The 12620-nt window shown below is 72.4% G+C and carries 11 protein-coding genes; 2 read left to right on the top strand and 9 right to left on the bottom strand.

Annotation, left to right across the window (positions count from 1 at the left end):
- Window positions 1-21 precede the first annotated feature (21 nt).
- The 4 genes from rpmA to J2S66_RS35255 form a co-directional block, all read right to left on the bottom strand.
- Complete coding sequence (gene rpmA / locus J2S66_RS35270) at window positions 22-285, bottom strand: 50S ribosomal protein L27 (protein ID WP_310313626.1); 264 nt, start codon at window positions 283-285, stop codon at window positions 22-24.
- A 14-nt stretch (window positions 286-299) separates the two neighbouring features.
- Window positions 300-614 carry a 50S ribosomal protein L21 gene (rplU, locus tag J2S66_RS35265; protein ID WP_306747175.1) on the bottom strand — a complete coding sequence of 105 codons (315 nt, stop codon included), beginning with the start codon at window positions 612-614 and terminating at the stop codon, window positions 300-302.
- Window positions 615-1119: 505 nt separating this feature from the next.
- A complete protein-coding gene (locus tag J2S66_RS35260) occupies window positions 1120-4020 on the bottom strand; it encodes a translation initiation factor IF-2 N-terminal domain-containing protein (RefSeq protein WP_310313624.1) in 2901 nt (966 codons plus the stop codon).
- Window positions 4021-4210: 190 nt separating this feature from the next.
- The gene (locus tag J2S66_RS35255) at window positions 4211-4942 is read right to left on the bottom strand and encodes a TIGR03936 family radical SAM-associated protein (RefSeq protein ID WP_310315337.1); all 732 of its coding nucleotides are present in this window, start codon (window positions 4940-4942) and stop codon (window positions 4211-4213) included.
- A 248-nt stretch (window positions 4943-5190) separates the two neighbouring features.
- On the opposite strand from J2S66_RS35255, the gene J2S66_RS35250 reads away from it, so the two are divergent.
- Complete coding sequence (locus tag J2S66_RS35250) at window positions 5191-6669, top strand: S8 family peptidase (protein ID WP_310313621.1); 1479 nt, start codon at window positions 5191-5193, stop codon at window positions 6667-6669.
- A gap of 67 nt (window positions 6670-6736) precedes the next feature.
- Here the strand turns inward: J2S66_RS35250 and J2S66_RS35245 are convergent, their stop codons facing one another.
- From J2S66_RS35245 to ndk, 5 genes are all read right to left on the bottom strand, one after another.
- Window positions 6737-8701: a TIGR03960 family B12-binding radical SAM protein gene (locus J2S66_RS35245; RefSeq protein ID WP_310313618.1), complete on the bottom strand. Its 1965-nt coding sequence runs from the start codon at window positions 8699-8701 to the stop codon at window positions 6737-6739.
- Between the two features lie 51 nt (window positions 8702-8752).
- On the bottom strand, window positions 8753-9589 hold the full coding sequence (locus tag J2S66_RS35240) for an ABC transporter permease (protein ID WP_310313615.1): 837 nt from the start codon (window positions 9587-9589) through the stop codon (window positions 8753-8755).
- On the bottom strand, window positions 9586-10374 hold the full coding sequence (locus tag J2S66_RS35235; RefSeq protein WP_310313611.1) for an ABC transporter permease: 789 nt from the start codon (window positions 10372-10374) through the stop codon (window positions 9586-9588). Before J2S66_RS35235 ends, J2S66_RS35240 begins: the two co-directional genes overlap by 4 nt.
- On the bottom strand, window positions 10374-11297 hold the full coding sequence (locus J2S66_RS35230; RefSeq protein ID WP_310315334.1) for an ABC transporter ATP-binding protein: 924 nt from the start codon (window positions 11295-11297) through the stop codon (window positions 10374-10376). Before J2S66_RS35230 ends, J2S66_RS35235 begins: the two co-directional genes overlap by 1 nt.
- Before the next feature lie 164 nt (window positions 11298-11461).
- Window positions 11462-11872 carry a nucleoside-diphosphate kinase gene (gene ndk, locus J2S66_RS35225; protein WP_306747181.1) on the bottom strand — a complete coding sequence of 137 codons (411 nt, stop codon included), beginning with the start codon at window positions 11870-11872 and terminating at the stop codon, window positions 11462-11464.
- Window positions 11873-11945: 73 nt separating this feature from the next.
- On the opposite strand from ndk, the gene J2S66_RS35220 reads away from it, so the two are divergent.
- On the top strand, window positions 11946-12599 hold the full coding sequence (locus tag J2S66_RS35220; protein WP_310313609.1) for a hypothetical protein: 654 nt from the start codon (window positions 11946-11948) through the stop codon (window positions 12597-12599).
- Window positions 12600-12620: the final 21 nt, after the last annotated feature.

The raw sequence follows: 12620 nt of genomic DNA, 5'->3' as shown, positions 1-12620 counted from the left end.
GTCGCGGTCTGGCGACTGCCCTCAGGCAGCGACCTCGACCGGGACGATGTTCACGGTCTTGCGACCGCGCTTGACGCCGAACTGCACCGACCCGGGGGACAGGGCGAACAGCGTGTCGTCCTTGCCACGACCGACGTTGACGCCGGGGTGGAACTTGGTGCCGCGCTGGCGGATCAGGATCTCGCCGGCCTTGACGACCTGACCGCCGAACCGCTTGACCCCGAGGTACTGGGGGTTCGAGTCACGGCCGTTGCGGGAGCTGGATGCACCCTTCTTGTGTGCCATGGCTAGTCAGATCCTCACTTACCGGTGATGCCGGTGACCTCGACGCGGGTCAGCTTCTGGCGGTGACCCTGGCGCTTGTGGTAACCGGTCTTGTTCTTGAACTTGTGGATGCGGATCTTGGGACCCTTGGTCTGCTCGACGACCTTGCCGGTCACCGAGAACTTCGCCAGGGCGTCGGCGTCGGAAGTGACGTCGGAACCGTCCACCACGAGGAGCGGCGCCGCGAAGGTGATCTCGGTGTCCGGCGCGCCTTCGAGCTTCTCGACCTCGATGACGTCACCGACAGCCACCTTGTACTGCTTGCCGCCGGTCTTGACGATCGCGTACATCGGGACGGAAGTCTCCTGCTACTCGACGGGACGGATCGCGCGCGCCTCGGCTCCACTGTGAAGAGCGGACTGGGCTTCGCACGACAGGGTCCACCAGGAAGGCGGGCCGCGTAACAGGTTACGTGGCCTCGGTCGGCGAGGTCAAACCGGGGTCGCTGCGCCGGGAAAGCCCTGGTCGGAGCCGGTGCGGCGCAGTGTCGCCGCAGTGGCGGCACGGTGGTCCGGGCCACTCGGTCGAGCCCGCGCAGGGGTACCCCCAAGCGGCGGCCCCTCGCGCACAGCCGACCACGAGGGGGCCGAAGGCGGCGGGGGACGTGCCCGCGGCTGTGGACAACGCCGTGGTCGCGAACGGCTCCGGCCGGCCGTGCGGTCCTCGGCAGGACGCGGGCGGCAGGACCCGAGCGGGTGGGCACGGGTGGGTGGCGTCGTGCGGCGGGCTGTGGAGCCCGGTGGGCGGAACGGGCACGGGGACGACCGCGGGTGGCGGTCGTCCCCGTGCGTCCGGTCAGCCTTCCTTGACGCCCAGCGGCGGGCCGGCGGGGCGGGAGGCGGCGCGGCGGGTCGTGCGGCGACGGGTGGTCACCGCCGGGGCCGCCGCCTCCTGGGCCGCCGCCTCCTGGGCGTGCCCGTTGAGGGACTGGTCGGCGGCCTGGGCGGGCTGCTCCGACTGCGTCGGGGCGGGCGCCTGGACCTGGGCCGGTTCCTGGACCGGGGTGGCGGTGGGCTCCTGGGCCGCTCGGGGCGACTCGGGGGCCTGCGCCGGCTGCTCGGCACCGGTCTGCTCGGGCTCGCCGGCCCGGGCTTCGGGCCGGGCGGACGTCGGCCGGCCCGTCGGCTCGGACGCGGCCGGTTCCGTCCCGACCGGCTGGACCGGGTCGGTCGACGGGGCCTGGTCGTCGGTCGCGGCGGGGGCCGACTGGTCGACCGGGGTGTCCTCCGGACCGTGCTTGATCACGGCGCCGGCGTCCCGACGGGCGCGGCGGCGCTGGCGGCGGTCGCGCTTGGCGGGTTCCGGCGCGGCCTCCTCCTCGACCACCGCGGCCGCGGCCACGGGTTCGGTCGACGCGGGGGGCTCGGCGATCGCCTCGGGCTCCTCGGCGGGCTCGACGGTCTGCTCGGCCACCGGCTCGGGGGCCTCGACCGCCTTGCCGCGGCGCGACTTGCGGCCACCGCCCTGCTGCTGTTGCTGCTGGACCTGGCCACCGCCGCCGTTGCCGCCACCGCCGCCGTTGCCGTGCGCGTGCACCGGCTCGGTGGACACGACCACGCCACGCCCGCGGCAGTGCTCGCAGGTCGTCGAGAACGCCTCCAGCAGGCCCGTGCCGACCCGCTTGCGGGTCATCTGCACGAGGCCCAGCGACGTCACCTCGGCCACCTGGTGGCGGGTGCGGTCGCGGCCGAGGCACTCGGTCAGCCGGCGCAGCACCAGGTCGCGGTTCGACTCCAGCACCATGTCGATGAAGTCGATGACGATGATGCCGCCGATGTCGCGCAGCCGGAGCTGGCGGACGATCTCCTCCGCCGCCTCCAGGTTGTTGCGCGTCACCGTCTCTTCCAGGTTTCCACCCGATCCGGTGAACTTGCCCGTGTTGACGTCGATGACCGTCATCGCCTCGGTGCGGTCGATGACCAGGTAGCCGCCCGAGGGCAGCCACACCTTGCGGTCCAGCGCCTTGAGCAGCTGCTCGTCGATGCGGTACTCCACGAACGCGTCGCTGTTGCCCACGTGCCGCCGCAACCTCTCCTGGAGGTCGGGAGCCACGTGCCGGACGTAGCCGTCGATGGTCTCCCAGGCGTCGGCGCCCTGGACCACGAGCGACGCGAAGTCCTCGGTGAACAGGTCGCGCACGACCTTGACCAGCAGGTCGGGCTCTTCGTAGAGCAGCTGCGGCGCCTGGGCCTTCGGCGTGCCCGCCTTGTCCTTGATGATCTGCCACTGCGCCTGGAGGCGGGTGACGTCGCGGCCCAGCTCCTCCTCGGCGATGCCCTCGGAGGCGGTGCGGATGATGACGCCCGCGTCCTCGGGGACGACCCGCTTGAGGATGTCCTTGAGGCGCTTGCGCTCGTTGTCGGGCAGCTTGCGGCTGATGCCCGTCGCACCGCCGCCCGGCACGTACACGAGGAAGCGACCGGGCAGGCTGATCTGCGTGGTCAGGCGGGCGCCCTTGTGGCCGACGGGGTCCTTGGTGACCTGCACCAGGACGCTGTCGCCGCTCGACAGGGCCTGCTCGATCTTGCGGGCCTTGCCCTCCAGGCCGGCCGCGTCCCAGTCGACCTCGCCCGCGTAGAGCACCGCGTTGCGGCCGCGCCCGATGTCGATGAACGCCGCCTCCATCGAGGGCAGCACGTTCTGCACGCGGCCGAGGTAGACGTTGCCGACCAGCGAACCCGAGCCGGAGGAGGTGACGAAGTGCTCGACCAGGACGCCGTCCTCCAGCACACCGATCTGGGTGCGGTCACCGCGCTCGCGGACCACCATCGTGCGCTCGACCGCCTCTCGGCGGGCCAGGAACTCGGCCTCGGACAGCACCGGGGCGCGGCGGCGGCCGGCCTCGCGGCCGTCACGGCGGCGCTGGCGCTTGGCCTCCAGCCGGGTGGAGCCGCGGACGCTGCGCACTTCGTTCTGCGCGGCCTCCGAGTCGGCCTTGTCGTCGCGGGCGTCGCGGCTGACCTCGCGGACGTGCACGACCGTGTTCGGCGGGTCGTCCTCGCTCGGGGCGGCCTCGTCGTCGGCGCCGGCCTTGCGGCGGCGACGGCGACGACGGCGACGGCTGGTGCCGCCGTCCTCGTCGGCGGAGGCGTCGTCCGCGACTTCGGTGTCCGCTTCGGCCTCGGCGGGCTCGTCGACCTGGTCCTCGTCGACACCGGCCTCGTCGCCCACGCCCTTGCCGCGGCCGCGGCCGCGGCGGCCACGGCGGCGGCGGCGGCGGCCCTCGCCCTCGTCACCGGCGTCGTCGGACGCGTCGCGATCGTCGGCGTCGTGGTCCTCGTCCTCGTCGTCGTGCTGGTCGTCGTCGTCCCGGCTCACCGGGGTCTCGACCACGACCGGCGTCGGCGGCAGGAACACCGCGGACGGCGGCGCGAACAGCGGCGTCAGCGGCGCCACGTCGCGGGCGACCGGAGCCGGTGCCTCGGTCTGCTCGTCGACCTCGCCGGTGACGATGTCGTCCCAGCTCAGCAGACTTTCCGCGACCTTGAGCGCGAGGTCTCGGCTCACGCTCGACTGCGCGCTGCGCACTGATTCGCCGAGGTCGGCGAGCGCCGCCACGACGTCCTTGCTGCTCGCGCCGAGCAGCTTGGCCAGCGCGTGCACCCGCAGCTTGGCGGGGAGGTCGCCCAGGTCCGGGTGTCCGGGTGTGGCGTTACCCCCGCCGGCGGAGCCGGCGGGCTTTTCCGTGTTCGACAATGCAGCTCCTCCGCCCCCGGGCGCGTCCCAACCGACGCGGCCGCGCAGGGGCCTCTCTTGTCCACTCACCGCCGCGGCTGGCGGCGGGAATCCTTGCCTCGCGCTGTGGCGCCCGCCCGTGGGGCGTGCGGCACAGCAGGTCCTATAACTCCTCCTCGACGACGCCGTCAGCGCCGCTCCAGCCGTCCGGTCAGACCTCCGCCGCCCTGTCAAGGGCCAGCGGGTCGACCAGGCCGCCTTCGTCGTCGAGCCGCCCCTGTGCCATCCGGGTCGCCTTCGCGGGCACCGGCGGAACCAGGTCGGCGACGACTCGGAGCGCGCTCAGCACGTCGTCGGGTCTCACGGTAGGGGTTGTCTGCCGTACGACCGTCATGAGTATCCCACACGGTTGTGACAAATCCCCGGCATCGTGTCCCGCATCGCTCGAATGCACGCCCACCTGGGCCGACACGACGGCCGGCCGCACGTCGAGCACCTTCTTGCCGTCCTTGGTCAACCGCTCGACCTCGACGGACTCCGCGGCCATCAGCGCGGAGACCGCTTCGGTCAGGTCTTCGGGCGACACGCCGGGCAGTTCCAGCCGCCACGCGCTGGCCTCGATCCGCTCGGGCAGCGTGCCGCCGCTCGACTGGACCACTTCCAGCACGTCGAGGCCGGGCGGCAGCACGGCGTCCAGCGCGACGCGCAGGGCCTCCGGGTCGACCCGGTCCACGACCTGGACCTCGACGTACTCGGCCTCGCTCGCCACACCGGTCGGCGCCGCGCCCACCCATGACACCTTCGGGTGAGGACTGAAGCCCTGGGAGTAGGCCATCGGGACGCCCGCCCGGCGCAGGGCGCGCTCGAACGTGCGTGCGATGTCGCGGTGTGACGTGAACCGCAACCGCCCGCGCTTGGCGTAGCGCAGCCGGAGCTTCTGCACCGGTGCGGCCGACGGGTTGGGCTGCTGCTGGCGACTCAGTGCTGCTCCCCTGGTTACCCGGGTGGTCCCCGATGGGGTGAGCACCCCAACGGTCCACGCTCCTACTCCAGGAGAACGGTACCGTGGACGTGCTCGGCACCGTTGCGCTTGTCTGCTCCCGTTCACCTGGTTACCGTCCGGTCGGCAGCAGTGAGTAGTGACGGATCGCCGTCGTGGCGACCGACCCGGTCGAGCCCTGGAGGTCCCCCGTGCCTCTGCTACGCCGCGTCCGAGCGGTCGCGGTCACCTCGGTGCTGCTCGCGACGGGCTGCTTCGCGGCCACCGCGGGCGCCTCGGCCGAACCGGAAGCCCCGCCGACCTCGCCGGGGTGCGTGCAGCCGGGACCGACGCTGCGCTACCTCGTGGTGTTCGAGCGCGGCACCAGCGAGCCGCTGGCGAACGCCAGGGTGGCGGGCGCGTGCGGCACCACGACGGGCTACTACCCGCAGATCGCGGTCGCGGTCGCGGTCTCCGCCGATCCCGGTTTCACCCGCCGGATGGGCGTGGAGCGCACCTACAGCGCCCAGCAGGACGGCCTGTCCAGGCGCACGGGCGCGCCGGCGCGCAAGACGAAGGACGACGAGCTGGGCGGAGCGCGCCGGACCGCGGGCGCGGTGGACCGCACCGCCGAGCAGTGGGACATGGACCTCATCCGGGCCGCCGAGGCGCACGCGGTGAGCACCGGCAGCCGGGACGTGGTGGTCGGCGTCCTCGACTCGGGCATCGACCCGACGCACCCCGACCTGGTGGGCGCGCTCGACCCGGAGCTGTCGGCGGGCTGCACGACCGGTGTGGCCGACCCGGCGCGGGCGGCGTGGTCGCCGACGACGTCGGCGCACGGCACGCACGTGGCGGGCACCATCGCGGCGGCCGACGACGGCCTGGGCACCACGGGCGTCGCGCCGGGCGTGCGGATCGCCTCGGTGAAGGTCGTGGACGACGCCGGGTTCATCTACCCCGAGTACGCGGTGTGCGGGTTCATGTGGGCCGCCGAACGGGGCATGACCATCACGAACAACAGCTACTTCATCGACCCGTGGGTGTTCACCTGCCAGAACAAGGTGGGACAGTCCGTCGTGTACGAGGCGGTGCGCCGGGCGGTGGAGTACGCGACCGCGCGCGGCGTGCTGACGGTGGCGGCGGCGGGCAACGGGGCGGCCGACCTGACCAAGCCGGGCCTGGACGCGCTGAGCCCGACCAACGCGGCACCCGAGGACGTGAAGCCGCAGCCGGTGGACAGCACGTGCCTGGTGCTGCCCGCGCAGCTGCGCAACGTCGTGGCGGTGTCGTCGATCGGTTCGGAGAAGGTGAAGGCCGGGTACAGCTCCTACGGGCTGGGCGCGGTCGACGTGACGGCGCCCGGCGGCGATCGCAAGCAGGTGCCGGACGACGCGCAGAACGGCTGCGTGCTCTCGACCGTGCCGTCGGGGTACGACTACTCGTGCGGCACGTCGATGGCCGCGCCGCACGTGGCCGGGGTGGCGGCGCTGCTGGCGTCCACGCACCCGCAGGCGGGGGCGCCGGAGCTGTCGCGGATGCTCAACGCGCAGGCGGAGACGCTGCCGTGCCCCGCCGACTACGACCTCAACGGCACGGGTGTGCAGGACGCGTTCTGCACGGGGTACTCGGAGTACAACGGCTTCTACGGCCACGGCGTGGTCGACGCGCTGGCCGCGGTGCGGGAGTGATCCCGCACCGGCCCGCGGAACGTGTGTGATGAATGTCACCCCACCAGGGGTGGGTCCCCCGACGGGTTCAGGGCTTGGTCAGCGCCGGGTTGCGCACCGGTGAGCCCTTGCCCACCGGTGCGATCGGCAGCAGCGTCCGCCCCGTCGGCCCGACCTCGATGTCCGTGCCCATCGCGGGGCACACACCGCAGTCGAAGCACGGCGTCCAGCGGCAGTCGTCCTGCTCCCGCTCGTCCAGCGCGTCCTGCCAGTCGGCCCAGAGCCACTCCTTGTCGAGCCCCGAGTCGAGGTGGTCCCAGGGCAGGACCTCCAGCTCCTCGCGCTCACGGGTGGTGAACCACGCCAGGTCCACGCCCAGCGGCTCCAGCTCGGCCGCGGCGGCGTTCACCCAGCGGTCGTAGGAGAAGTGCTCGGACCAGCCGTCGAAGCGGCCGCCCTCGCGCCACACCCGCTCGATGACGAGGCCGATGCGCCGGTCGCCGCGCGACAGCAGTCCCTCGATCAGGGACGGCTTGCCGTCGTGGTAGCGCATGCCGATGTTGCGGCCCAGCGAGCGGTCGGAGTTGACCGCGTCGCGCAGCTTGCGCAGCCGGTCGTCCACGGTCTCCGGGTCGCACTGCGCGGCCCACTGGAACGGGGTGTGCGGCTTGGGCACGAACCCGCCGATGGAGATGGTGCAGCGGACGTCCTTGCGGCCCGACACCTCGCGGCCGGCGCGGATGACGTTCTTGGCCATCTCCGCGATCTGGAGCACGTCGTCGTCGGTCTCGGTGGGCAGGCCGCACATGAAGTACAGCTTCACCTGCCGCCAGCCCGCGCCGAACGCCGCGCTGACGGTGCGGATCAGGTCCTCCTCCGACACCATCTTGTTGATGACGCGGCGGATGCGCTCGCTGCCGCCCTCGGGCGCGAACGTGAGGCCCGAGCGGCGGCCGTTGCGGGACAGCTCGTTGGCCAGGTCGATGTTGAACGCGTCCACCCGGGTCGACGGCAGCGACAGGCTCGTGTTGGTGCCCTCGTAGCGGTCGGCGAGGCCCTTGGTGACCTCGGCGATCTCGGAGTGGTCGGCGCTGGACAGCGACAGCAGGCCGACCTCCTCGAACCCGGTGGCCTCCAGGCCGCGCTGCACCATGGCGCCGATGCCCTCGATGGAGCGCTCGCGCACCGGGCGGGTGATCATGCCCGCCTGGCAGAACCGGCAGCCGCGCGTGCAGCCGCGGAAGATCTCGACGCTCATCCGCTCGTGGACGCTCTCCGCGAGCGGCACCAGCGGCTGCTTCGGGTACGGCCACGCGTCGAGGTCCATCGTGGTCCGCTTGAACACCCGGTAGGGCACGCGCTCGCGGTTGGGCACGACCCGCTGGATGCGGCCGTCGGACAGGTACTCGACGTCGTAGAACCGCGGCACGTACACGCCGCCGGTCTCGGCGAGCCTGGTCAGGACCTCGTCGCGGCCGCCGGGGCAGCCCTCGGCCTTCCAGCGGCGGACGATGTCGGTGATCTCCAGGACGGCTTCCTCGCCGTCCCCCAGCACCGCCGCGTCGACGAACGCCGAGATCGGTTCCGGGTTGAACGCCGCGTGACCACCGGCCACCACGATCGGGTGAGCCTCGGTGCGGTCGGCGGCGTGGACCGGGATGCCGGCCAGGTCGAGCGCGTTGAGCATGTTCGTGTAGCCGAGCTCGGTGGCGAAGCTGACGCCGAACAGGTCGAACGCGCCGACGGGCCGGTGGCCGTCCACGGTGAACTGCGGCACGCCGTGCTCGCGCATGAGCGCTTCCAGGTCGGGCCACACGGCGTAGGTCCGCTCGGCCAGCACGTCCGGCTGCTCGTTGAGGACCTCGTACAGGATCATGACGCCCTGGTTGGGCAGCCCGACCTCGTAGGCGTCCGGGTACATCAGGGCCCACCGCACGGCGGCGGCGTCCCAGTCCTTGACGGTCGCGTTGAGCTCCCCGCCGACGTACTGCACCGGCTTGGACACCCTCGGCAGGAGGGGTTCCAGGGCGGGGAAGACCGACTCGACACTCACGCGTCCCAGGGTAACGGCACCGCCGGCGGCGGTCCGAACAGCGGGTCCGCCTCAGGTCAGCAGCAGCCTGCCGAGCCGCCGGGACGCGACGGCCACCCCGACGACGGCCATCACCGCGAAGTAGGCGACGTGCCCGAGGTCGGCCCAGGCGACGTTCCCGGTGGTCAGACCCCTGGTCAGCTCGATCGCGTGGTACAGCGGGGTGCACCGCACGACCGCCTGCAACCAGCCCGGGTACACCGACAGCGGGTAGAACGTGGTCGAGAACAGGAACAGCGGCAGCACGGCCAGCTGCACCAGGTCGAAGTCGTGCCACGAACGCATGAACGTGGCCGCGGCCATGCCGACCGCCGCGAACGCCACCGCGACCAGCAGGCACACCGGCAGCGCCAGCAGCGCCCACGGCGAGTCGACCAGGCCGAACGACAGCATCACCACGAGGAACCCGCCCGAGTACAGGCCGCCGCGGATCAGGCACCACGTGGCCTCGCCCAGCGCGATGTCGACCGGTCCCATCGGGGTGGCCAGCACCGCGTCGTAGACCTTCGCGTACTTGAACTTGAAGAACAGGTTGAACGTCGCGTCGAACACCGCGCCGTTCATCGCCGAGGCGGCGAGCAGGGCGGGCGCGACGAACGCGGCGTAGCCGATCGGCCCGTCCGGCCCCTGGACGGTCCCGACGAGCCGCCCGAAGCCGAAGCCGAGGGAGAGCAGGAAGAACAGCGGCTCGAAGAACCCGGACACCACGGCGAGCCAGGCACGCCGGTTGACCACGTAGGCGCGTTCGACCAGGGCGTGCGAACGGCCCGCGTACAGGCCGGGCGGGACCAGCCGGAACAGCAGGCCGCGGGTCGTCCCCGACGCGGCGCGGTCGAGGGTGCGGGTCATCGGGTCAGCCTCCGGTGGAAGTGGCGGCGACCCAGCACGACGCCCGCGGCCACCATCGCGGCCAGGTAGGCGACGTGGCCGAGGGCGGGGAGCACACTGAGGGTGCCGAACGCGGCGCCGCGGGCCAGCTCGATGCCGTGCCACACGGGGGTGAGCCAGGCCAGCGGGTGCAGCCAGGCGGGCAGTTGGTCGAGCGGGAAGAACGCGCCGGTGAACAGGGTCATCGGCATCAGCAGGAACCGGTAGAGCGAGTTGAACGCGTCCGGCTTCTGCCTGGTGGCGGTGAAGGCGATCACGGGCGCGCTGAACGCCATGCCGGCGAGCACCGCGAACGGCACCGCCCACAGCGCGGCGGGGGTGGTGACGGCGCCCAGGGCGGTGGCGACGGCCAGGAACACCAGCGTGCTCGTGGTCAGCCGCAGCGCGTTCCACAGCAGCCGGCCGTGCAGGACCTGCGCGGGCGTGATGGGGGTGGCGACGATCCCGACGTAGGTCTGCTGCCACTTGAACGCCGAGAACACCGCCCACGTCGACTCGAACATCGCGTTCTGCACGGCGGTGAGCACCAGCAGCGCCGGCGCCAGGAACACCACGTACGGGTGACCGCCGGTCGCCGGGCCGGCCTGCACCTGCGAGCCGAAGCCGAGGCCCATGGCCAGCAGCATCAGCACCGGTTGGAGGAAGTTGGAGATCACCGTGGCGCGCCAGTTGCGGCGGTACCACACCCAGTGGCCCTCCACGGTGAGGAACGCGGCCCGCAGCGGGCCGGTCACGTGCCCGGCCATCAGTCGACCAGCGTCCGGCCGGTGAGGCGCAGGAACACGTCCTCCAGCCCGGAGCGGCGCACGAGGCTCGACACCGGCCGCACGCCCCGCGCGTGGGCCGCGGACAGGGCCGCCTCGCCGTCGTCGGCGTAGACCAGGACCCGGTCCGGCAGCACCTCGACCCGCTCCCCCAGGTCGCGCACCGGTCCGGGGTCCTGCTCGCCGGGCGGGAAGCGCAGTTCGAGGACCTCGCGGGTCGAGTGGCGGCGGATCAGCTCGCCGGGCGCCCCCTCGGCGGCGATCCGGCCTCCGTCCATCACCACGAGCCGGTCGCACAGCTGCTCGGCCTCGTCCATGTAGTGCGTGGTGATGATGAGCGTGACGCCGGACTGCTTGAGCCGGAACAGCCGGTCCCACAGCAGGTGGCGGGCCTGCGGGTCGAGGCCGGTGGTGGGTTCGTCGAGCAGCAGCAGCTCCGGGTCGTTGACCAGGGAGCGGGCGATCGTGAGCCGGCGCTTCATACCGCCGGACAGCGGTTCGACCTCGGCGTCGGCGCGGTCGGCGAGCTGGGCGAACTCCATCAGCTCCACCGCCTTGGCCCGCACCGCGGCGCGCGACAACCCGAAGTAGCGGCCGTAGACCTCCAGGTTCTGCCGCACGGTCAGCTCGGTGTCGAGGTTGTCCTGCTGCGGCACCACGCCCAGCCTCGCGCGGATCTTCGGGCCGTCCACGTCCGGGTCCATGCCGAGGACGGTGAGGTAGCCGCCGGTGCGCGGGGAGACGCAGGAGACCATGCGCATGGTGGAGGACTTGCCCGCGCCGTTGGGGCCCAGGAAGCCGAACGCCTCCCCCGGCCTGACCTCCACGTCGATGCCGCGCACGGCCTCGAACGCGCCGAACCTCTTGGTGAGTGCCTTGGCTTCGACGAGGGGCGTCACGTCGATCACGGTAGCGGTGGGGTCCGACGACGCAGGGGTGGTTTTCCTCCGCGCGGGCGCCATTCCCGCGATCACCGTCCCGGGGGGGACGGCGCGGGCACCCGCGTCGGGATCGGTCGGCACGCGAACGGCCCGGAACCGCGGGGGTTCCGGGCCGTTCGAGGCGTCGCTCAGAGGTTCGGGAACCAGAGCTTGATCTCGCGCTCCGCCGACTCCGGCGAGTCCGAGCCGTGGACCAGGTTGAACTGGACCTCCAGGCCGAAGTCGCCGCGGATCGTGCCGGGGGTGGCCTTCTCGACCGGGTCGGTGCCGCCGGCCAGCTGGCGGAACGCGGGGATGGCACGGGTGCCCTCCACCACCAGCGCGACCAGCGGGCCGCCGGTGATGAACTCGACCAGGTCGCCGAAGAACGGCTTGCCGTCGTGCTCGGCGTAGTGCTGCTCGGCGGTCGCGCGGTCCACGGTGCGCAGTTCGAGGGCGGCCAGGTGCAGGCCCTTGCGCTCGATGCGGGAGATGACCTCGCCGACCAGGCCTCGGCTGACGCCGTCGGGCTTGACCAGGACCAGGGTGCGCTCGCTCACGGCGGTCAGTACTCCTTCGTACGGGATTGTGCAACTGGGGTCCAGGGTAACGGTGGCCGGCACACTGCCCACCGTGACCACCGGGAACGACCACACCGGCGGGGGTGGCGCGGGGTCGGCGCTGACCGGGGCCGCCCTGCTGTTCGTGCTGCTGCGACTCCTGGCGGTGTCGCACTACGACTGGCACACCGCGTTCGCGCTGCTGCACACGCTGGACCTGGAGGACGCGCCGGGGTTGTTCCTGGGGACGTTCATGGCCGATTCGCGGATCAGCAGCGCGCTGCTCGTGCTGATGGTGCCGCTGACGGTGTTCTACGCGGTGGGCACGCGGTCGCGCGCGGCGCCGTTGGCGACGGCGGTGCTGGTGGCGTTCCTGGTGGCGCACGTGCTGACCTACCACCGCTGGTGGGTGCCGGTGGGCGCGGTGGTGCTCACGGTGCTGGTGGTGGTCGTCGAACGGCTGCGCCGTCGTCCCGGCCTGACCGGGGTGGTGACGTTCGTGCTGCGCCGCTTCGGGTACGTGGTGGGCGCGGTGGCGCTGGTCGTCGCGGCGCTGGTCGCCACGCCGTGGGTGCCGCTGGAGCGCATCGGGACCGACGAGCCGTTCGAGGGGTACGTGATGGAGACCAGCCCGGGGTTCCTGAAAGTCCTCGGCGCGCAGGAGCGGGAGTTCCGCATCCTGCGCGCCGAGGACGTCCGGTCGCGCACCGAGCTCGCCGACCACTGACGGGCACCGACCACCGAGCGC

The organism is Saccharothrix longispora (genome assembly GCF_031455225.1).
Taxonomy (GTDB): Bacteria; Actinomycetota; Actinomycetes; order Mycobacteriales; family Pseudonocardiaceae; genus Actinosynnema; species Actinosynnema longispora.
Note: the sequence above shows the minus strand (reverse complement) of the source record. Positions and strands in the feature narration are given on the sequence as shown.

Coding starts and splice junctions, on each gene's coding strand:
- rpmA (WP_310313626.1), bottom strand. CDS start 285: ATGGCACACAAGAAGGGTGCATCCAGCTCCCGCAACGGCCGTGACTCG.
- rplU (WP_306747175.1), bottom strand. CDS start 614: ATGTACGCGATCGTCAAGACCGGCGGCAAGCAGTACAAGGTGGCTGTC.
- J2S66_RS35240 (WP_310313615.1), bottom strand. CDS start 9,589: ATGACCCGCACCCTCGACCGCGCCGCGTCGGGGACGACCCGCGGCCTG.
- J2S66_RS35235 (WP_310313611.1), bottom strand. CDS start 10,374: ATGGCCGGGCACGTGACCGGCCCGCTGCGGGCCGCGTTCCTCACCGTG.